The sequence below is a fragment of the Nocardioides marmoraquaticus genome (assembly GCF_054777915.1).
Window position 1 is genome coordinate 15,242 of record NZ_BAAHAA010000007.1, and the last position, 17,688, is coordinate 32,929.

General features: G+C 73.3%; 24 protein-coding genes. 13 read left to right on the plus strand and 11 right to left on the minus strand.

Annotation, left to right across the window (positions count from 1 at the left end):
* Positions 1-43 precede the first annotated feature (43 nt).
* Genes ACYU8I_RS06955 through ACYU8I_RS06975 form a run of 5 tightly spaced genes read left to right on the plus strand, consistent with a single transcriptional unit; the run spans position 44 to position 3,767 of the window.
* Positions 44-730, plus strand: coding sequence for a glycosyltransferase family 2 protein (locus ACYU8I_RS06955; protein WP_460838875.1), 687 nt, complete (start codon positions 44-46; stop codon positions 728-730).
* A complete protein-coding gene (locus ACYU8I_RS06960) occupies positions 727-1,437 on the plus strand; it encodes a TIGR04282 family arsenosugar biosynthesis glycosyltransferase (RefSeq protein WP_460838878.1) in 711 nt (236 codons plus the stop codon). The genes ACYU8I_RS06955 and ACYU8I_RS06960 overlap by 4 nt, the downstream gene beginning before the upstream one ends.
* On the plus strand, positions 1,434-2,111 hold the full coding sequence (locus tag ACYU8I_RS06965; protein WP_460838880.1) for a methyltransferase domain-containing protein: 678 nt from the start codon (positions 1,434-1,436) through the stop codon (positions 2,109-2,111). The genes ACYU8I_RS06960 and ACYU8I_RS06965 overlap by 4 nt, the downstream gene beginning before the upstream one ends.
* 13 nt (positions 2,112-2,124) lie before the next feature.
* Positions 2,125-3,282, plus strand: coding sequence for a molybdopterin-dependent oxidoreductase (locus tag ACYU8I_RS06970; RefSeq protein ID WP_460838882.1), 1,158 nt, complete (start codon positions 2,125-2,127; stop codon positions 3,280-3,282).
* Positions 3,282-3,767: a hypothetical protein gene (locus ACYU8I_RS06975; RefSeq protein WP_460838884.1), complete on the plus strand. Its 486-nt coding sequence runs from the start codon at positions 3,282-3,284 to the stop codon at positions 3,765-3,767. Before ACYU8I_RS06970 ends, ACYU8I_RS06975 begins: the two co-directional genes overlap by 1 nt.
* Here the strand turns inward: ACYU8I_RS06975 and ACYU8I_RS06980 are convergent.
* The gene (locus ACYU8I_RS06980; protein WP_460838885.1) at positions 3,735-4,082 is read right to left on the minus strand and encodes a hypothetical protein; all 348 of its coding nucleotides are present in this window, start codon (positions 4,080-4,082) and stop codon (positions 3,735-3,737) included. The genes ACYU8I_RS06975 and ACYU8I_RS06980 overlap by 33 nt on opposite strands.
* A gap of 169 nt (positions 4,083-4,251) precedes the next feature.
* Here ACYU8I_RS06980 and ACYU8I_RS06985 point away from each other — a divergent pair, with 169 nt between their 5' ends.
* The 3 genes from ACYU8I_RS06985 (at position 4,252) to ACYU8I_RS06995 (ending at position 6,461) form a co-directional block, all read left to right on the plus strand.
* A complete protein-coding gene (locus tag ACYU8I_RS06985) occupies positions 4,252-4,446 on the plus strand; it encodes a DUF3046 domain-containing protein (RefSeq protein WP_460838887.1) in 195 nt (64 codons plus the stop codon).
* 186 nt (positions 4,447-4,632) lie between these two features.
* Complete coding sequence (recA, locus tag ACYU8I_RS06990) at positions 4,633-5,718, plus strand: recombinase RecA (protein ID WP_460838889.1); 1,086 nt, start codon at positions 4,633-4,635, stop codon at positions 5,716-5,718.
* A 251-nt stretch (positions 5,719-5,969) separates the two neighbouring features.
* Positions 5,970-6,461 (plus strand): regulatory protein RecX, encoded by a 492-nt coding sequence (locus ACYU8I_RS06995; RefSeq protein ID WP_460838892.1) that lies wholly within the window; start codon positions 5,970-5,972, stop codon positions 6,459-6,461.
* 16 nt (positions 6,462-6,477) lie between these two features.
* Here the strand turns inward: ACYU8I_RS06995 and ACYU8I_RS07000 are convergent, their stop codons facing one another.
* Together ACYU8I_RS07000 and ACYU8I_RS07005 are read right to left on the minus strand one after the other, a co-directional pair.
* Positions 6,478-6,612, minus strand: coding sequence for a hypothetical protein (locus tag ACYU8I_RS07000; protein WP_460838894.1), 135 nt, complete (start codon positions 6,610-6,612; stop codon positions 6,478-6,480).
* 3 nt (positions 6,613-6,615) lie between these two features.
* Entirely contained in the window at positions 6,616-6,966 is a 351-nt protein-coding gene (locus tag ACYU8I_RS07005; RefSeq protein ID WP_460838895.1) for a DUF4440 domain-containing protein, read from the minus strand.
* A gap of 84 nt (positions 6,967-7,050) precedes the next feature.
* On the opposite strand from ACYU8I_RS07005, the gene ACYU8I_RS07010 reads away from it, so the two are divergent.
* Both ACYU8I_RS07010 and ACYU8I_RS07015 read left to right on the plus strand, forming a co-directional pair.
* Entirely contained in the window at positions 7,051-7,893 is an 843-nt protein-coding gene (locus ACYU8I_RS07010) for a DUF72 domain-containing protein (protein ID WP_460838897.1), read from the plus strand.
* Positions 7,894-7,903: 10 nt separating this feature from the next.
* Positions 7,904-8,386, plus strand: coding sequence for a hotdog fold domain-containing protein (locus ACYU8I_RS07015; RefSeq protein ID WP_460838899.1), 483 nt, complete (start codon positions 7,904-7,906; stop codon positions 8,384-8,386).
* Positions 8,387-8,398: 12 nt separating this feature from the next.
* Here ACYU8I_RS07015 and ACYU8I_RS07020 read toward each other — a convergent pair whose 3' ends face one another.
* The 4 genes from ACYU8I_RS07020 to ACYU8I_RS07035 all read right to left on the minus strand — a co-directional run bounded on the left by ACYU8I_RS07020 (position 8,399) and on the right by ACYU8I_RS07035 (position 11,793).
* Complete coding sequence (locus ACYU8I_RS07020; RefSeq protein ID WP_460838901.1) at positions 8,399-9,262, minus strand: amino acid ABC transporter permease; 864 nt, start codon at positions 9,260-9,262, stop codon at positions 8,399-8,401.
* Positions 9,262-9,945, minus strand: a complete 684-nt coding sequence (locus tag ACYU8I_RS07025; RefSeq protein WP_460838902.1) for an amino acid ABC transporter permease — start codon at positions 9,943-9,945, stop codon at positions 9,262-9,264. Before ACYU8I_RS07025 ends, ACYU8I_RS07020 begins: the two co-directional genes overlap by 1 nt.
* A gap of 87 nt (positions 9,946-10,032) precedes the next feature.
* Entirely contained in the window at positions 10,033-10,932 is a 900-nt protein-coding gene (locus ACYU8I_RS07030) for a glutamate ABC transporter substrate-binding protein (RefSeq protein WP_460838904.1), read from the minus strand.
* A 78-nt stretch (positions 10,933-11,010) separates the two neighbouring features.
* Positions 11,011-11,793: an amino acid ABC transporter ATP-binding protein gene (locus ACYU8I_RS07035; RefSeq protein WP_460838905.1), complete on the minus strand. Its 783-nt coding sequence runs from the start codon at positions 11,791-11,793 to the stop codon at positions 11,011-11,013.
* A 155-nt stretch (positions 11,794-11,948) separates the two neighbouring features.
* Here ACYU8I_RS07035 and ACYU8I_RS07040 point away from each other — a divergent pair, with 155 nt between their 5' ends.
* Positions 11,949-12,590 carry a hypothetical protein gene (locus ACYU8I_RS07040; protein ID WP_460838907.1) on the plus strand — a complete coding sequence of 214 codons (642 nt, stop codon included), beginning with the start codon at positions 11,949-11,951 and terminating at the stop codon, positions 12,588-12,590.
* A 61-nt stretch (positions 12,591-12,651) separates the two neighbouring features.
* Positions 12,652-14,142, plus strand: a complete 1,491-nt coding sequence (gene miaB / locus ACYU8I_RS07045) for a tRNA (N6-isopentenyl adenosine(37)-C2)-methylthiotransferase MiaB (RefSeq protein WP_460838909.1) — start codon at positions 12,652-12,654, stop codon at positions 14,140-14,142.
* Here miaB and ACYU8I_RS07050 read toward each other — a convergent pair whose 3' ends face one another.
* The 3 genes from ACYU8I_RS07050 to ACYU8I_RS07060 are packed head-to-tail and all read right to left on the minus strand — an operon-like array spanning position 14,143 to position 15,295.
* Complete coding sequence (locus ACYU8I_RS07050; protein ID WP_460838912.1) at positions 14,143-14,748, minus strand: GNAT family N-acetyltransferase; 606 nt, start codon at positions 14,746-14,748, stop codon at positions 14,143-14,145.
* A 50-nt stretch (positions 14,749-14,798) separates the two neighbouring features.
* A complete protein-coding gene (locus ACYU8I_RS07055; protein ID WP_460838913.1) occupies positions 14,799-15,032 on the minus strand; it encodes a hypothetical protein in 234 nt (77 codons plus the stop codon).
* Positions 15,029-15,295 carry an antitoxin gene (locus tag ACYU8I_RS07060; RefSeq protein ID WP_460838915.1) on the minus strand — a complete coding sequence of 89 codons (267 nt, stop codon included), beginning with the start codon at positions 15,293-15,295 and terminating at the stop codon, positions 15,029-15,031. Before ACYU8I_RS07060 ends, ACYU8I_RS07055 begins: the two co-directional genes overlap by 4 nt.
* Before the next feature lie 196 nt (positions 15,296-15,491).
* On the opposite strand from ACYU8I_RS07060, the gene miaA reads away from it, so the two are divergent.
* On the plus strand, positions 15,492-16,403 hold the full coding sequence (miaA, locus tag ACYU8I_RS07065; protein ID WP_460838916.1) for a tRNA (adenosine(37)-N6)-dimethylallyltransferase MiaA: 912 nt from the start codon (positions 15,492-15,494) through the stop codon (positions 16,401-16,403).
* Here the strand turns inward: miaA and ACYU8I_RS07070 are convergent.
* Positions 16,390-17,670 (minus strand): MFS transporter, encoded by a 1,281-nt coding sequence (locus ACYU8I_RS07070; protein WP_460838918.1) that lies wholly within the window; start codon positions 17,668-17,670, stop codon positions 16,390-16,392. The two genes, miaA and ACYU8I_RS07070, sit on opposite strands and share 14 nt — an antisense overlap.
* Positions 17,671-17,688: the final 18 nt, after the last annotated feature.

A 17,688-nucleotide genomic window follows, 5' to 3' on the forward strand; every position in this document is an offset into this window, starting at 1 on the left:
AATCCGACCGATGTCCTGGGACCGAACCCCTACGGTGGAGGCCATGCCCGAGACCGACCCCGCCGCCGCCACCGACGTGGTGTGCGACGTCGTCATCCCGTGCCGTGACGAGGCGCCCGCCCTGCCGGCCCTGCTGGCGAGGTTCCCGACCGGCTTCCGCCCGCTCGTGGTCGACAACGGCTCGCGCGACGGCACCGCCGACGTGGCCCGTGACCTGGGCGCACGCGTCGTCGAGGAGTCCCGGCCGGGGTACGGCGCGGCCGTCCACGCCGGGCTTGAGGCTTCAACCGCTGGGTACGTCGCCGTCATGGACGGCGACGGCTCGATGGACCCTGCCCAGCTGGTCCCGCTGCTCGCCGACGTCCACGAGGGTCGCGCCGACATGGCCGTCGGTCGCCGTCGACCCGTGCGCAGCGGCATCTGGCCGTGGCACGCGCGCGCGGGCAACGCCGCGGTGCTGTGGTGGCTGCGACGCCGCATCGGCATGTCGCTGCACGACATCGCCCCGATGCGCGTGAGCCGCCGCGAGGACACCTTGGCGCTGGGGGTGCAGGACCGTCGGTTCGGCTACCCGGTCGAGCTGCTGCAGCGCGCCACCGAGGCCGGCTGGCGCTTCAGCGAGCGCGACATCGACTACCACCCGCGCGCCGAGGGCACGAGGTCGAAGGTCAGCGGCTCGGTGGTCGGCACCGTCCGCGCGGCCCGCGACTTCGCCAGGGTCCTCACGTGAGCGCGGGGTTGCTGCCACCGGTCGTCCTGGTCGTCGCGAAGGCGCCCGTGCCCGGGCGCGTGAAGACCCGCCTGGGGGCGACGGTCGGCATGGACGCCGCCGCCGACCTCGCCGCGGCCGCGCTCCTCGACACGCTGGCCGCGTGCCGGGCGGCGTACGACCTCGAGCACTGCCACCTCGCGCTCGCCGGCGACCTCTCCGAGGCGCGGCGCGGCCACGACCTGCTGGCGGCCACCGAGGGCTGGACGATGCACGAGCAGCGCGGCGACGGGCTCGCCGAGCGCCTGGCCCATGCCCACCGTGACGTCGCCGCCGCGACCGGTGGCGCGCCCGTCGTGCAGGTCGGTATGGACACCCCGCACCTGTCGCCCCTCGTGCTGCGCGAGGCCGGCGACGCCGTCACCACGACCACCGACGCCGTGCTCGGTCTCGCCGACGACGGCGGTTGGTGGCTGCTGGGCGTCGGCTCCACCGACCTGCTCGCCCACCTCGCCGAGGTGCCGATGTCGGTCGGCACCACCGGTGTCGAGACCCGCGCCGCGCTCGAGCGCGCCGGTGCCGACGTACGGCTCGTCGACCCGCTCGCCGACGTCGACGAGGAGGACGACGCCCGTGCCGTGGCGCAGGCGGCACCCGGGTCTGCCTTCGCGGCGGCCTGGCGCGCGCTCGCGGCAGACGGGCGGCGGCAGGAGGCGATGGCCCCGTGAGCACTGCTGAGTACCTCCCCGAGGACGACCCGGTGCTCGTCTCGGTCTCCTTCAGCCAGGTCTTCGCCGACGCGTTGCGGGGCATCCCGTGCTCGGTCGAGGGCATCGACGACGGCGAGGAGGAGCTGCCGGTCCACACCTGGACCCAGCCGGTGACCGCGTCCGACCGGGCCGTGCTGGCGCACTGCCTCGGCGCGACCATCGACGTGGGCTGCGGCCCCGGGCGGATGAGCGCGCACCTGCACCAGAACGGACAGGCGGTGCTCGGCGTCGACATCGTGCACGAGGCGGTCGCCCAGACCCGTGACCGCGGTGTCCCGGCCGTCCGTCGCAACGTCTTCGACCCGCTGCCCGGCGAGGGCCGCTGGGACACCGCGCTGCTCGCCGACGGCAACATCGGCATCGGGGGCGCCCCGGCCGACCTGCTGCGCCGCTGTGCCCAGCTGGTCGACCCCTCCGGACGCATCGTCGTCGACCTCGCCGCTCCGGGCACCGGCCTCACGGTCCACTCGGCGCTGCTGGTGAGCGGCGGTCGCCGTACCAAGGCCTTCCCGTGGGCCCGCGTCGGCGCCGACGCGATCGAGGACCTCGCCGCGTCCGTCGGCCTCGAGGTGCGCGAGGTCGTCGAGCACGAGGGCCGCTGGTTCGCCGTGCTCGTGCACCGCGCCGACTAGGCCGGGCACGGCCATGGTGCGTGCGGTGGTGCCCCGCGAGGAGTCCTTCACCTCGCCGCTGCGTCACGAGCGGCTCACGGCGCGCCTGGGCACCTGGCTCGGCGCCTGCTTCGCGATCTGCTTCCTCACCGGTCTCTACAGCCACTGGTACTACCTGCCCGATGCCTCCCTCGTGCCGCCCACGCGCCCGGTGTGGGGCTACCGGCTGACCCAGGGGCTGCACGTCCTGACCGGCATCGCCGCGATCCCGCTGCTGCTCGCCAAGCTGTGGTCGGTCTACCCGAAGCTGTTCGCCCGGGTGCCCTGGCGCGACGTACGGGCCCTCGCGCTGCACTCCGTCGAGCGGGCCTCGATCCTCGTGCTGGTCGCCGCGTCCTGCTTCCAGCTCGTGGTGGGCCTGGCCAACTCCGCGCAGTGGTACCCCTGGTCGTTCTCCTTCCGGGCCGCCCACTACGCGGGAGCCTGGATCGCGATCGGTGCCCTGGTCGTGCACGTGGCGGTCAAGCTGCCCGTGATCCGCCGCGCGTACGCCGGCCCGGTCGACGAGCAAGCCCCGACCGAGGCCGGGACCCCTGCGCCCGGGCCGCGACGTCGCACGCTGCTGCGAGCGACGCTGCTCGCCTCCGGGGTGGCGGTGCTCCTGAACGCCGGGCAGACCGTGCCGTGGCTGCGCCGGGTCTCGGTGCTCGCGGTGCGCACCGGCGAGGGTCCGCAGGGGGTGCCGATCAACCGCAGCGCGGCCGCGGCCGGGGTCACCGAGACGGCCGTCGACCCCGGCTGGACGCTCACCGTGGTCGGCAGGCGGGGCGAGGTCGTGCTGTCGCGCGACGACCTCCGCTCGATGGAGCAGCGCACCGAGCGGCTGCCGATCGCCTGCGTCGAGGGGTGGAGCGCGTCGGGGGAGTGGACCGGGGTGCGGCTCTCGGAGGTCCTCGACCGGGCCGACGTGCCCGCCGACGCCGACCTGCGGGTGGTCTCGCTGCAGACCCGCGGCTCCTTCGGCACCACGGTGCTGCCGGCCTCGTTCGCCCGCGACGACCTCACGCTGCTGGCGCTCGGCCTGGCCGGCGAGGAGCTCGACCTCGACCACGGCTACCCCTGCCGGCTCATCGCCCCCAACCGCCCGGGCGTGATGCAGACCAAGTGGCTGACCCGGATCGAGGCCGTCTGATGGCGCACGTCGACGACACCGCGGTCGCCGCGGACCGCGGGTCCGTGGTGGTGCGGGCGCTGCTGCTGCTCGCCGGCCTGGCGGCGTCGGCGTACGGCGTGGTGCTGCTGCTGCGCCAGGACGTCGCCGACCTGCTCGACTCGCTGCTGTGGATGGTCGGGGCGGCGGTCGCCCACGACGCCGTCGTCGCCCCGGTGACGATCGTCGTGACCCTGGTGCTGCTGCGGGTGGTGCCGGCGACGTGGCGCACGGCGGTGACGGTCGGGCTGCTGGTGCTCGTGACGGTCACCGCCACGGCGGTGCCGGTGCTGGGCCGCTTCGGGGCGCGGTCGGACAACCCGACGCTGCTCGACCGCGACTACACCTCGGGCTGGCTCGTGCTCGCGGCGCTCTGCCTGGCGGTGGTGGTCGTCGTGCGCGTGGTGGGCGGGCGCGGCCGTCGCCCGCGGGGCTCAGAGGAAGGTGTGGGCGAGGAGCCCGGCTGAGCCGAGCAGCGTGCCGCAGGCAGCGAGCCAGATGGGGCTGCGACGGTTGTCGTCGCGGTCGGGCGAGCGGGGCACCAGCGAGATGATCATGGCGCCGATGGTCATCACGCCCACCGCGGAGCCGACCACCGTCGGCACGCTCGGCAGCGTGCTGTCGTTCTCGCTCGCGCCGGCGACGACGTAGCACAGCGAGCACGTCACCGCGCCGGTGATGATCGCGGGGAACGGCAGCGGACCGCCGCGCAGCTGCAGCACCGCGGCCACCGCCAGCGCGATCGCCCCCACCACCACGACCACGGTGCCGATCGTCCCCATGTCCACCTCTCCTGCCGGTCGGCCTGTGGCGTCCGGCCGGACCCGTGGCCCGTCGGCCCCGAAGGCCGTCGGGCACAATCGCCGGGGTGAGACCGGTGCGCGCGACCCCCACTGTCCCATCCCGGGCCAGCGCCCCGGCACGCGCCCGCGGGCCGGTGGTGAGGCGCGCGTGAGGCACACGGAGCTCTGGGCCCGCATGGAGGCGGCGCTGGGCGTCGGCTACGCCCCGGTCTGGGCCGACCAGCACGTGATCGGGGCGCTCGGCGAGCGCACCGTGCGGCAGGCGCTCGACTCCGGTGTCGCCCCCAAGCAGGTCTGGCGCGCGGTCTGGGCCGAGCTCGAGCTGCCCGCCACCGAGCGCTGAGGCCCGCCACCGTCGCGTGGGCGTGTCGGATGCCCGTCGAACACACGTTCGTACTACCGTCGGTGTCCACAGGCAGGTCCGGACCCCCGGTTCTCCACAGGCGCCCGACGAGGCCGCCAGGTTGTCGGAGGTCGGTCCTAGCGTCGGACCCGACCCCGCACCACCGCTAGCGCAAAGGACGTCCCCATGGCTGCATCCTCCGCCACCAGCCCGGCCAGCAACCGCGACAAGGCCCTCGACGCGGCCCTGGCCAACATCGAGAAGCAGTACGGCAAGGGCTCGGTGATGCGTCTGGGCGACGAGACCCGGGCGCCGCTCGAGGTCATCCCGACCGGGGCGATCTCGCTCGACATCGCCCTGGGCCTCGGCGGCCTCCCGCGCGGTCGCGTGGTCGAGGTCTACGGTCCGGAGTCCTCCGGCAAGACGACGGTCGCCCTGCACGCGGTGGCCAACGCCCAGGCCGCCGGCGGCATCGTCGCCTTCATCGACGCCGAGCACGCGCTCGACCCCGAGTACGCCAAGAACCTCGGCGTCGACACCGACGCGCTGCTGGTCTCCCAGCCCGACTCCGGTGAGCAGGCGCTCGAGATCGCCGACATGCTGATCCGCTCCGGCGCGCTCGACCTCATCGTCATCGACTCCGTCGCGGCGCTGGTGCCCCGGGCCGAGATCGAGGGCGAGATGGGCGACAGCCACGTCGGTCTGCAGGCCCGCCTGATGAGCCAGGCGCTGCGCAAGATGACCGGTGCGCTCAACAACTCCAAGACGACCGCCATCTTCATCAACCAGCTGCGCGAGAAGATCGGCGTCATGTTCGGCTCGCCCGAGACCACCACGGGTGGTCGGGCGCTGAAGTTCTACTCCTCGGTGCGCCTCGACGTGCGCCGCATCGAGACCCTCAAGGACGGCACCGACATGGTCGGCAACCGCACGCGGGTCAAGGTCGTCAAGAACAAGGTCGCCCCGCCCTTCAAGCAGGCCGAGTTCGACATCATGTACGGCCGCGGCATCAGCCGCGAGGGCGGCCTGATCGACGTCGGCGTCGAGGCAGGACTGATCCGCAAGGCCGGTGCCTGGTACACCTACGAGGGCGACCAGCTCGGCCAGGGCAAGGAGAACGCCCGCTCCTTCCTGCGCGACAACCCCGACCTCGCCAACGAGATCGAGAAGAAGATCCTCGAGAAGCTCGGCATCGGCCCGGCCGTCGACGCCCCCGCCGACGGCTTCACCGCCGACGCCCCCGGCATCGACCCCGACGGCATCGACTTCTGAGCCACGGCGCCGGGGGTCGGGAGGTCGAGGTGCGAGCCGGCCAGGACCGACGAAGGTCACGGCCCCGGGACCGAGGCACGAGGTCCCGCGGGGGCCGGGAGGTTGAGGTGCGAGCCGGCCAGGCCCGACGAAGGAGGGACTGACCGGTGAAGCCTCGAAACCCCGCAGGACGAAAGGCGACCTGAGGCGTGCGACGAGCCGACAACCCACCGCCAGACGCCGACCTCGGCCCTGACGCCGACCCGGAGTCCGTGGCGCGCAAGATCCTGCTCGACCAGCTGACGGGCCGCGCCCGCACCCGGGCCGAGCTGGCCACCAAGCTGACGAGCAAGGGCGTGCCCGACAACGTCGCGCAGCCCCTGCTCGACCGCTTCACCGAGGTGGGGCTGGTCGACGACGAGGCGTTCGCGCGCACCTGGGTCGAGCAGCGTCAGCAGGGCAAGGGACTGGCCGGCCGCGCCCTGGCGCAGGAGCTGCGCCGCAAGGGGGTGGCCGACGAGACGGTCCGCGAGGTGCTCGACGAGGTGCCGGCCGACGCCGAGGAGGAGGCGGCCCGCCGTCTGGTCCGCTCGCGGCTGCGCTCGGTGCAGGGCCTCGGCGCCGACAAGGCCACCCGGCGCCTGGTGGGGGCCCTGGCCCGCAAGGGCCACGGGCCCGGCACCGCCTACCGCGTGGTGCGCGAGGAGCTCGCCGCGGCGGGCCAGGACGCCGTCGACGCGGAGGGCGCACCGGACGCGTGGTGAGGCAGGACCCGAGCGGTCAGGCCAGGCCCTCGGCCTGCAGGCTCGCCACGAGCTCGGCGGCCTCCGCCTCGTTCCCACTGGCCAGGGCGGCACGCGCCCAGCCGCGGTAGAGCGTGCGGTAGGCCTCCCCGCTGTGCACCACCTCGACCATGTCTCACTGGCCCCCGCCGGCATGGTGCAGCGTGCTCGTCGCTCGCGCGCGGTGCTCCGAGCCGTCTCCGGGGTCACGGGCCACGTGGCTCATCTCCTGCACCACCAGCTGGTGCCGGTGGTCGAGGGTGGTCCACTCCGGGTCGATGCGTGCGATGAGCGAGCCGGGCAGTCGACCCGTGTCGCGCTGCATCTGCGCCAGGACCTCGGCGCGCCCCGTGCGCTCGGGCATCCCGGTGCGCCGGTAGACGACGTCGGGGGTGAGGAGGTCGACGTACGGCTGCCAGTCGCCGCTGGTCATCGCCTTGTCGACGGCATCAAGGTAGTGCCGGTGCGCCACCTCGAGATCGTCCACCCGGCCACTCAACCACGCTGAGCGCCCGCCGGCCCATGGTTCGGCGGGCCGGGCTGGGTAAGGCGGGCGTGGAGGTGGTCGGCGGTGACGGTGCGGGTCGGGATCTCGGGGTGGAGCTACCCGGGCTGGCGCGGCGACTTCTACCCTGCCGGCCTCGCGCACCGCCACGAGCTGGCGCACGCGGCGTCCGTGCTCGACAGCGTCGAGGTGAACGGCTCGTTCTACTCGTTGCAGCGGTCGAGCAGCTGGGCGCGGTGGCGCGACGAGACGCCGGAGGGCTTCCGCTTCGCGGTCAAGGGCAGCCGCTACGTCACCCACCTCAAGCGGCTGCGCGACGTGCGGCAGGGCCTGGCCAACTTCTTCGCCTCCGGCCTGCTGGGGCTCGGCCCGAGGCTCGGGCCGCTGCTGTGGCAGACGCCCGCCGTGCTGGCGTACGACGCAGGCCTGGTCGCGGCATTCGTGTCCCTCCTCCCGCGCACGGTGGGGGAGGCCGTCGACCTGGCGCTGGAGCACGACGACAAGGTGCGTGGGGACAAGCGCTGGTCGGCCCTCGACCGCCCGGATGACGTGCCCGACCGGGGGCGGGTCCTCGTCCACGCCTGGGAGCCGCGTCACGAGAGCTTCGGGAGCCCCGAGGCGGTGGGCCAGCTGGCCGAGGCGGGCGTGTGCCTCGTGGTGGCCGACACCGCCGGCGTCTTCCCCCGGTTCGACGCGGCGGTCGGGCCGGCGGTCTACGTGCGGCTGCACGGCGAGGACGCGATCTACGCGGGCGGCTACTCCGATGCCGGGCTCGACCGCTGGGCCGAGCGGATCCGTGCGTGGACGGCCGACGGGCGCGACGCCTGGTGCTACTTCGACAACGACGGTGGTGGCCACGCACCGTGGGACGCCCTACGTCTGCGCCAGCGGTTCGTTACCGACCAGTAGCATGCCGCCCATGAGCCGTGTCCTCGACCTGCACCGCACCGCCACCTCGCTGCCCGTCGTGGGCCCGTTGGTCGGCGAGCGCCTGTTCTCGTTCGCCTTCAGCCAGGTGGCGCCGTACTTCTGGTCGATCCGGCCGCGCTTCACCGTGATCGAGCCCAACCACGCCGAGGTGGTCATCCCCAAGCGTCGCGGTGTGCAGAACCACATCGGCACGGTGCACGCCATCGCGCTGTGCAACGGCCTCGAGGCCGCCATGGGCGTGCTCGCCGAGGCCAGCATCCCGCAGGACAAGCGCTGGATCCCCAAGGGGATGGAGGTCGCCTACACCGCCAAGGCGACCAGCGACATCACCTGCCACGCCGACACCGACCCGGGGCAGTGGAGCGGCTCCGACCCCGACGTCCCGGTGCGGGTCAAGGGCGTGCGCGAGGACGGCACGGTCGTCATCGAGGGCGTCATCCGGCTGTGGGTGACGCCGAAGAAGAGGGCCTGACGGCCCCGGACGTCAGCCCGCCTTGGCCAGGCCGGTCTCGGCGTCGGTGCCGGCGAACGGGGTGGCGGCTGACCGACGCTCGCCGGTGAAGCGTCGCTGGAGCCAGGTGGCGACGACGCTCAGCAGGCCGCACATGACGACGTACAGCAGCGCGGTCACGAACAGGGTGGGCAGCTGGTTGCCGAACTGCTGGTAGATCTGCGTCATCAGCCGCACCAGGCCCGGCGCGGCGACGGCGTAGCCGAGGCTGGTGTCCTTGAGCGCCACCACGCACTGGCTGATGATCGCCGGCAGCATGATGCGCACTGCCTGGGGCAGCAGGATGATGTTGGTGACCTGCGAGCGACGCAGCCCGATGGCCAGCCCCGCCTCCGACTGGCCCGGCGGCACGGCCAGGATGCCCGCGCGGAAGACCTCGGCCAGCACCGAGCCGTTGTAGAGCATCAGGGCGAGCACGACGCTCCAGTAGGCGCCCGTGTCGCCCCGGCTGATGCCGAAGGTGAAGAACAGCAGGATCATCAGCAGCAGCACCGGCACCGCGCGGAAGAACTCCACGACCGCGGTGGCGGGCAGCCGCACCAGCGGGCTCTCGGCCAGCTTGGCGATGCCGAAGACGAGGCCGAAGACGACCGAGAGCACGACGGCCGACGCCGCCATCTGCAGCACCACGAGGATGCCGTCGACGAGGATCGCCTCGACGAAGCGGGGGGTGATGAACACCTCCCACATGTCGTAGGCGAACTGGCCCTCCTGCGCGAGGCGGAGGGCCACCAGGGCCACGACGGCGACCACGACGATCGAGGTCACGACCGTGTAGAGCCGGTGACGCCGCACGGTGCGCGGGCCGGGGGCGTCGAAGAGCACCGAGGCTGACATCAGGCGACCCTCCAGCGGCGCTCGAGCCGGTTGGCGACGAAGGACAGGGCAAAGACGAGGACGACGAAGATCAGCGCGAAGGCGATGAAGATGCCGTAGCGCTGCGTCGGGTCGTTGTTGGTGAAGCCGCGCATCCGGGCGAACGCCTCGACCACGCCGATGGCGCCGCACACGGTGGTGTTCTTGAGCAGCGCGATCTGCACGCTGGCCATCGGGGGCACCGACGCGCGGATCGCCTGCGGCAGGATCACCTGCCGCATGACGCCGCCGAAGGGGAGCCCGATCGCGCGGGCGGCCTCGGCCTGGCCGAGCGGCACGGCGTTGATGCCGGAGCGCAGCGCCTCGCAGACGAAGGCGGCGGTGTAGAGGGAGAGGCCGACCACGAGCGCGGCGAAGATGTTGTTGATGCGGAAGCCCGCGACCTCGAGGTCGACGAAGGAGAAGGTCAGCCCGACCTTCGGCCCGGCGTAGCGGAAGAAGAGCAGCACCACGAGCAGCGGGGTGTTGCGGACGACGAGCACGTACGCCGTGCCGACGCTGCGCAGCACGGCGACCGGTCCCACCCGCATCGCGGCCAGGAGCGTGCCGAGCACCAGCGACAGCACGCCTGCGATGACGAAGAACAGCAGCGAGTAGCCGAAGGCTCGGGCGACCTGGTCGAGGTTGTCGAGGACGATCTGCACGGGTGGGCCTCCTTCCAGAGGTCAGTGGTGCGGTCCGGAATCCACGCGTGCCCGGGGCAGCAGCTGCCCCGGGCACGCGGACGGGGATCAGGCCTGGCAGTCCTCGAGCGCCGGGGGCTCCGGCACCTCGACGCCGTCGCCGCCGAGGGTGAACTCGTAGGCCTCGGCCCACGTGCCGTCGTCGAAGCTCTTCTGCAGCGCCTCGTTGATGAACTCGCACATCTCGGGGCTGTCCTTGGAGTAGCCGACGCCGATGTTCTCCTCGGAGAACGGCTCGCCGACGACCTTGAGCTCACCCTCGTTCTCGGCGGCGTACCCGAGCAGGATGGCGCCGTCGGTCGACACGGCCGCGATGGAGCCGTTCTTGAGGTCGTCGACGCAGGCCGAGTAGTTGTCGGCGGGGGCGGGCGTCATGCCCTCCTCCTCGATGCGCTCGAGCGAGGTGGAGCCGGACGCGGCGCACACCTCCTCGCCCTGGAGGTCGTCGACGCTCTCGACGTCGCTGTCCTCGGGCACGAGCAGCTGCTGGCCGGTGACCAGGTAGGGGCCGGTCTGGCCGACGATCTGGCGGCGCTCGTCGGTGATGGAGTACGTCGCCAGCACGAGGTCGACGCGGCCCTGCTGGAGGTAGGGCTCGCGGTTGTCGGAGATGGTCTCCTCCCAGGTGATGTCCTCGGGAGCGATGCCGAGCTGGCCGGCGACCTGCTTGGCGATCTCGACGTCGAAGCCGGACGGCACGTCGTCGGTGGCGCCCTTGAAGCCGAGGCCCGGCTGGTCGAACTTCACGCCGATGGTGACCTCGCCGGCCTCGGCGAGCTCGGCCATCTTGGTGCCGGCCTCGAACTCGGGGCTCTCGACGACCTCGACCTCGGGGGCCTCGGCCCCCTCGGCGCCCGTGGCGGGCTCGCCGGCGTTGCCGCCGCAGGCGCTCAGGGCCGCGGCCAGGCCGAGTGCGGCCACGGCCGCGCTGGTCTTCTTCAGTCGCATTGCCTTCTCCTTGGTCCTGCCGGGGTGTCCGGCGTCGGGGGTGTGGTGGGCGTGTGCTGGACGGGGTGGTCGCTGCCTCTAGTGGCTGAGGATCTTGCTCAGGAAGTCCTGGGCGCGCGCCGACTGCGGGTCGGTGAAGAACGCCTCGGGGGTGTTCTCCTCGACGATGGCGCCGTCGGCCATGAACACGACGCGGTCGGCGGCGGTGCGGGCGAAGCCCATCTCGTGGGTCACGACGATCATCGTCATGCCGCGCCGGGCGAGGTCGACCATGACGTCGAGGACCTCGGAGATCATCTCGGGGTCGAGCGCCGAGGTCGGCTCGTCGAAGAGCATCGCCTTCGGCTCCATGGCCAGGGCCCGGGCGATGGCGACGCGCTGCTGCTGACCGCCGGAGAGCTGGGCGGGGTACTTGGCCGCCTGGTGGGCCACGCCGACCCGGTCGAGCAGCTCGAGCGCTCGCTTCTCGGCCTCGTCCTTCTTCTTGCCGCGGACCTTGATCGGACCCAGCGTGACGTTCTCGAGGATCGTCTTGTGCGCGAAGAGGTTGAAGCTCTGGAAGACCATGCCCACGTCGCTGCGCAGCCGGGCCAGGGCCTTGCCCTCCTGGGGCAGCTGCTCGCCGTCGAGGGTGATGGTGCCCTGGTCGATGGTCTCGAGCCGGTTGATGGTGCGGCACAGCGTGGACTTGCCGGAGCCTGACGGCCCGATCACCACGACGACCTCGCCGCGTCCGACCGAGAGCCTGATGTCCTGCAGCACGTGCAGCTCGCCGAACCACTTCTGCACGCCGTCGAGCACGATGAGGGGCTCGCGGACGGCAGGTTCGGACGAGGACGAGGCGGACCCGGGCACGGTCATGGGCCGGACCCTAGGGGTCCCCCGCGGCCCGGGTCGACCGGGCGGCCCGGCCACGTGAGGACTGTTACGGGTTTGTCATCGAGTCGCGAGGGCTACTGCGAGGTCGTGGGCACATCCCGCCCGGCCCTTCCCGCACCCGCCCCTCGGAGGACGACGTGAGCCTGACCAAGCTGACCCGCACCGCCACCCGCACCGCCACCGGCGCGGTCCGTCTGGGGGCGGGGGTGGCCGCGCGCGCCTTCGGCCTCGCGAAGGGCGCCGCCGAGGTCGGGGTGGCGGTGGCTCGCGACGCCGCCTCACGCGGCGACGCGCCCGTCCCCGCGCCCACCCAGCGTTCCCAGGAGCCGGCGGCCACCCCGGAGCCGGTCCGGCCGACCGAGCCCGCTCGGGACGACCCGCGCGACCACATCCCCGGCCCCGACGTCGTCGCGCCCGACCTGCCGCGCGCCGAGGACCTCCCCGAGCCCGTCGTCATCGAGGCCGTCGACGAGCCGGGGGAGGCGTTCCACCACGAGCCCAAGGCCGCCGGTCGTGACTCCGAGCACGAGGGCCGGCCGGGTGACCGGGAGGAGGCCGAGGGCTACCTCGAGGAGGTCGTCGACCCCGACGCCCCCGAGGTCGACGTCGAGACGCCGGTCGGCACCACGGGCGCCGACGTCGCGACCAACCCCGACACCGCCGAGAGCGACCTGCAGCAGCCCGGCACCCCGCCGCTCGCCGACCCCTCGACCATCGCCGCCGTGGTCAGCGAGTCCGAGACGCTGCGCCGGGCGGGCGAGCGCGACCCGGGGGCCTGAGGTCGGCCTGCCGCCACGGGTTCGGGCGGTGACGGGGGAGCGCCGTACCCTGGGCGGCGTCATGGCTGAGCAGCGCACCTACGAGGTCCGCACCTACGGGTGCCAGATGAACGTCCACGACTCCGAGCGGCTCTCGGGGCTGCTGGAGGAAGCCGGGTACGCCGCGGCGGCCGGCGGCGAGCAGGCCGACGTCGTCGTGCTGAACACCTGCGCGGTGCGCGAGAACGCCGACAACAAGCTCTACGGCAACCTCGGCCACCTGGCGTCGGTCAAGAAGAAGACCGACGGCATGCAGATCGCCGTGGGCGGCTGCCTCGCGCAGAAGGACCGCGACACCATCACCGCCAAGGCGCCATGGGTCGACGTCGTCTTCGGCACCCACAACATCGGCTCGCTGCCCACGCTGCTCGAGCGCGCGCGGGTGCAGCAGGAGGCGCAGGTCGAGCTCCTCGAGTCGCTCGAGGTCTTCCCCTCCACGCTGCCCACCAAGCGCGAGTCGGCGTACGCCGCATGGGTCTCGGTCAGCGTCGGGTGCAACAACACCTGCACCTTCTGCATCGTCCCGTCGCTGCGCGGCAAGGAGAAGGACCGTCGCCCCGGAGACGTGCTGGCCGAGGTCGAGGCGCTCGTGGCCGAGGGCGTCACCGAGGTGACGCTGCTGGGCCAGAACGTCAACACCTACGGCGTCGAGTTCGGTGACCGGCAGGCGTTCTCCAAGCTGCTGCGGGCCTGCGGCGAGGTCGAGGGGCTCGAGCGGGTGCGCTTCACCTCCCCACACCCGGCCGCCTTCACCGACGACGTCATCGACGCGATGGCCGAGACGCCCAACGTCATGCCGCAGCTGCACATGCCGCTGCAGTCGGGCTCCGACCGGGTGCTCAAGGCGATGCGCCGCTCCTACCGCGCGGAGCGCTACCTCGGGATCATCGACCGGGTGCGCGCCGCCATGCCCGAGGCCGCCATCACCACCGACATCATCGTCGGCTTCCCGGGGGAGACCGAGGACGACTTCCAGGGCACCCTCGAGGTGGTGCGCCGCTCACGCTTCGCCGGGGCGTTCACCTTCCAGTACTCCAAGCGCCCCGGCACGCCCGCCGCCGACCTGCCCGACCAGGTGTCGGCCGACGTCGTCAAGGACCGCTACCAGCGGCTCGTCGCGCTCGTCGATGAGATCGCCTGGGACGAGAACAAGGCCGTCGTCGGGCGCACGGTCGAGCTCATGGTCGCCGAGGGGGAGGGCCGCAAGGACGCTGCGACGGCCCGGCTCTCGGGACGCGCCCGCGACAACCGGCTGGTGCACTTCACGCCGCTCGCGGCCGACGGCACCCCGCTCGAGGTGCGCCCCGGCGACATGGTCGAGGTCGACGTCACCTACGCCGCGCCGCACCACCTCGTGGCCGACGGCCCCGTCCGCTCGCTGCGCCGCACCCGCGCCGGCGACGCCTGGGAGCGCCGTACGGCGCCGCCCGCCCCGGCGGGCGTCGGGCTCGGGATGCCGGGCGTCGGCGTGCCCGACCCGCTGCCGGTGGTCGACGGCTGCGCGGTGCGCTAGTCAGCGCTGCGAGGCGACGACCAGGTCGGCGACCCGCTCCCAGCCGAGCGTGGCGTAGAGCGCCCGCCCCTGGGGCGACGCGACGAGCAGCCCGTCGGTCGCGCCCCGGTCGGCCGCCGCCGAGACGAGCGCGCCCATCACGGCGCTGCCGAGGCGACGCCGGCGGTGGTCGGCCTCGGTGAGGATGCGGTCGGCGACGACGGCGCCGTCGCCGGTGAGCCCTGCCTGGCCGGAGGCCGCGAGCGAGCCGTCGGGCGCGACGACGCGCACCCGGAAGGCGCCGTCGAGCGTGACGGCGAGCGTGGAGCGGTAGCCGTCGGGCAGGACGGGAGTCGGGTGCCCCGCGAGCGGGCGCCGCATCAGGCACTCCTCGCCGGCCAGCACCCGCAGCCCGTGCTCGGCCACCCGGTCGGCCAGCCGGCCGGGCCTGTCGGTCACCGCGCTGAGCCACGCGTCGCGCTCGGCCAGCGTCGCCTGCGCGGCGCGGTCGAGGCGACGCGCGTCGACGTCGGCGTCGGGCACCAGCCGCTCGACGGCCCGGTGCCGCTCGAGCACCTGGGTCGTGACGACGCCGTCGGTCTCGGTGCGAGCGGCGTACCCACGCACGCGCGTCCAGCCGGCGTGCCAGCGCAGCGCGGTGGTCGCGACCTCCGGGCTCAGACGGGCTCGTCCTCGGCCGGGTCGACGTCCTCTTCCTCGCCGCCGGACTCGTCGGGCTGGTCGAGCTCGTCGGGCACGACCTCGTCGTCGACCTGCGCCGAGCGCGGCGCGTCGGGCGTGGTGACGGGGAAGTCGTCGGCGTCGCGGTCGACCCGGTCGGCGGGGCCGCCGGGGGCCGTGTCAGGATCGGCGTCGACCGTGGGCTCGGGGGCGTCGGGCAGCTCGCTCATCGGCGGGGACCGCCCGTCGGGCCGGTCGGTCCCGCGGGGCCCTGACCGCCCAGGCCGTCGTCGCGCTTGCCGTCGAGCTTGTCGAGGCCCTCCTTGGCCTTCTGCGCGCCCTTGGCGATCTTGTCGGCGTTCTTGCCGCCGGTGCGCTTGCGATCGAAGTCGGCCGCGGCCTGGGTGGCCTTGTCGATGCCCTGGTCGATCTTGTCGCCGTGCTTGTCGACGGCCTCGGTCAGCTTCTTCTTGGCGTTGTCGAGAAAGCCCATGGGTGGTTCCTCCTGGGGTCGGCGGATCGTGCTCGCCAGCCTAGTGGGCGGGCCCCGTCGTGCTTTTCGTACGGTCCGCACCTGTGGGGCCGGTTCACCACCGATCCGCACCCCTGTCCCCGGCGTGTCGGGGGCTTTTCGTTCGAAAAGCCCCGGCCGGGAGCCCGTCCGCCCCCAGGAGCGGTACAACAGGGGCGTGAGCGAGCTGCCCGTCGTCGCCGTGGTGGGGGCGACGGCGGCCGGCAAGAGCGAGCTGGCGCTGGGGCTGGCCGAGCGGCTCGGCGGCGAGGTGGTCAACACCGACGCGATGCAGCTCTACCGCGGCATGGACGTCGGCACCGCCAAGCTCCCGACCGAGGAGCGGCGCGGGGTGCCGCACCACCTGCTCGACGTCCTCGAGGTCACCGAGGCGGCCAGCGTGGCGGAGTTCCAGCGCTGGGCGCGCGACGTCGTCGGCGACCTGCGCGGGCGGGGCGTCGTGCCGGTGCTCGTGGGCGGCTCGGCGCTCTACACGCGCGCGGTGCTCGACCGGTTCGAGTTCCCCGGCACCGACGCAGGGCTGCGGGCGCGGCTGGAGCGCGAGGCGGCCGAGGTGGGGGTGGAGGCGATGCACGCGCAGCTGGCTCGGGTCGATCCCGAGGCCGCCGCGCAGGTGCTGCCGAGCAACGGCCGGCGCGTGGTGCGGGCGCTCGAGGTGGTCGAGCTGACCGGGCGCCCCTTCTCGGCGAGCCTGCCGCGACTGGAGTACGCCGTACCGGGTGCGGTGCAGGTGGGGGTCGACGTCGACCGGCCCACCCTCGACGCCCGCATCGAGCGGCGGGTGCTGCGGATGTGGGACGACGGCCTGGTCGAGGAGGTACGCCGCCTCGAGCGGCGCGGGCTGCGCGAGGGCCGGACCGCGCAGCGGGCGCTCGGCTACCGCCAGGTGCTCGACGTGCTCGACGGCGTGCTGAGCGACGCCGAGGCGCAGGAGCGGACGGCGACCGGCACCCGGCGGTTCGCGCGGCGCCAGGACAGCTGGTTCCGCAAGGACCCGAGGGTGACCTGGTTGCCGCACGACGACCCGCACCTGCTGGAGCGGGCAGTCGAGGTCGTCACGAGTCGCTGAGCCGGTCGAGCGCCTTCGGCAGCACCCGCATCGTCATCAGCGGCGAGAGCACCACGAACGACGCCGCGACGAGCTCGCCACCGAGGGCGATCCAGAAGACTCCCCGCGCCCCGATGGCCTCGCCGAGCAGACCGGCCGCGAACGCGCCGATCGGCATCACGCCCCAGACGCAGAACCGGATCGAGGCGTTCATCCGGCCCAGCAGGGGGCGGGGACAGAGCCGCTGCCGGAAGCTGACCTGGGCGACGTTGTAGACGACCACCGAGAAGGTGAGCAGCAGGCTCGAGGCGACCACGGCGACGAGCGCGGGGATGACGGTGCCGGCCAGCGGCATGAAGATGCCGGCTGCGACCAGCGTCAGCGACGACAACGGGATGACGCGGCCCTCGCCGAGCCACCGGGTCAGGGCCGGGGTGGCGAGCGCGCCGAGCAGCCCACCACCGGCGCCGAGACCCATGGCGAGGCCGAGCTCGGCCTCGGTGAGCCCGAGGTCCTGCAGCGCGAAGAGCACGAGCAGGGCACCGGTCATGGAGGAGAAGAAGTTGCTCACCGAGGTGCAGGCCGTGATCCGCCGCAGCAGGGGGTCGCGGAGGACGAACGACAGGCCCTCGGCGACCTCGACCCGCAGCGGCCGGCGGTCCTCACGACGCGGCGGCTCGGCGACGTGGCGGATCCGGCGCACGAAGAACGCCGACCCGAGGAAGCCCACGGCGTTGACCAGCGAGGTCAGCGGCGCGCCGACGAGCCGGACCAGGCCGCCGCCCAGCGCCGGCCCGCCGATCATCGCCACCGACTGCACGGCCTGGAGCTTGGCGTTGCCCTCGCCGATGTCGTCGGGCTCGACGAGCTCGGGCAGGTAGCTCTGGTAGGCGACGTCGAAGAAGACGGTGGCCGTGCCGATCACCGCCGTCACCGCGAGCAGCTGGGCGAAGGTGAGCACGTCGAGCCACCAGGCCAGCGGGATGGTGAGCAGCGCGACGGCGCGCACGAGGTCGGCGGTGACGAGCACCCGCTGCTTGCGCCAGCGGTCGACCCAGACACCGGCCGGGAGCGCGATGAGCAGGAACGCGAGGTTCTCCGCGGTGCCGAGCAGCCCCATCTCGAGCTCGCGCGCCCCGAGGAGCTGCACGGCGGTGACGGGGATGGCGAGCGTGGAGAGCTGGGTGCCGACCTGCGCCGCGACATCAGCGTTGAAGAGCTGGCGGAAGTCGTGGTGCCGCAGCAGCCCGCCACGCGGTCGGCGGCGCTCGGCCCGGGTGGAGGTCACGGCAGCACCCTGAGTGAG

Coding starts and splice junctions, on each gene's coding strand:
- ACYU8I_RS06955 (WP_460838875.1), top strand. CDS start 44: ATGCCCGAGACCGACCCCGCCGCCGCCACCGACGTGGTGTGCGACGTC.
- ACYU8I_RS06970 (WP_460838882.1), top strand. CDS start 2,125: ATGGTGCGTGCGGTGGTGCCCCGCGAGGAGTCCTTCACCTCGCCGCTG.
- ACYU8I_RS06975 (WP_460838884.1), top strand. CDS start 3,282: ATGGCGCACGTCGACGACACCGCGGTCGCCGCGGACCGCGGGTCCGTG.
- ACYU8I_RS06980 (WP_460838885.1), bottom strand. CDS start 4,082: ATGGGGACGATCGGCACCGTGGTCGTGGTGGTGGGGGCGATCGCGCTG.
- recA (WP_460838889.1), top strand. CDS start 4,633: ATGGCTGCATCCTCCGCCACCAGCCCGGCCAGCAACCGCGACAAGGCC.
- ACYU8I_RS07000 (WP_460838894.1), bottom strand. CDS start 6,612: ATGGTCGAGGTGGTGCACAGCGGGGAGGCCTACCGCACGCTCTACCGC.
- ACYU8I_RS07015 (WP_460838899.1), top strand. CDS start 7,904: ATGAGCCGTGTCCTCGACCTGCACCGCACCGCCACCTCGCTGCCCGTC.
- ACYU8I_RS07020 (WP_460838901.1), bottom strand. CDS start 9,262: ATGTCAGCCTCGGTGCTCTTCGACGCCCCCGGCCCGCGCACCGTGCGG.
- ACYU8I_RS07030 (WP_460838904.1), bottom strand. CDS start 10,932: ATGCGACTGAAGAAGACCAGCGCGGCCGTGGCCGCACTCGGCCTGGCC.
- ACYU8I_RS07035 (WP_460838905.1), bottom strand. CDS start 11,793: ATGACCGTGCCCGGGTCCGCCTCGTCCTCGTCCGAACCTGCCGTCCGC.
- miaB (WP_460838909.1), top strand. CDS start 12,652: ATGGCTGAGCAGCGCACCTACGAGGTCCGCACCTACGGGTGCCAGATG.
- ACYU8I_RS07055 (WP_460838913.1), bottom strand. CDS start 15,032: ATGAGCGAGCTGCCCGACGCCCCCGAGCCCACGGTCGACGCCGATCCT.
- ACYU8I_RS07060 (WP_460838915.1), bottom strand. CDS start 15,295: ATGGGCTTTCTCGACAACGCCAAGAAGAAGCTGACCGAGGCCGTCGAC.